The sequence below is a fragment of the Gilvimarinus sp. 1_MG-2023 genome, from assembly GCF_030548285.1.
Window position 1 is genome coordinate 1 of record NZ_JAUOSC010000297.1, and the last position, 383, is coordinate 383.

The 383-nt window shown below is 52.0% G+C and carries 1 protein-coding gene; it reads left to right on the plus strand.

Going from position 1 to position 383, the window contains the following annotated elements; all coding sequences use genetic code 11:
• A partial coding sequence (locus Q4563_RS16870) for a helicase-related protein (RefSeq protein WP_303605313.1) occupies positions 1 to 383 on the plus strand: 383 nt, incomplete at both ends.

Genomic DNA, 383 nt, shown 5'->3' on the forward strand with positions numbered 1-383 from the left:
GTTTGTACGCACCAAACAGGCGACTGAAGAAGTGGCTGAATTCATGCAGCAACACGGTTTCCGTTGTGCACCGCTGAACGGCGATATTCCACAGCAATTGCGTGAAAAAGCGGTTGAGAAGCTGAAAGCTGGCCGTCTGGATATGATTGTCGCGACGGATGTTGCCGCACGTGGTCTCGACGTTGAGCGTATTTCTCACGTAATCAACTACGATATTCCGCAAGACACGGAATCTTACGTTCACCGTATTGGCCGTACTGGCCGTGCCGGACGTGAAGGTGCCGCCATTGCTTTTGTTCGTGGTCGTGAAAAACGCATGTTGCGTGATATCGAACGTGCGACCCGTCAGCAAATTGAAGAAATGCAGCTGCCAACCGCACAAG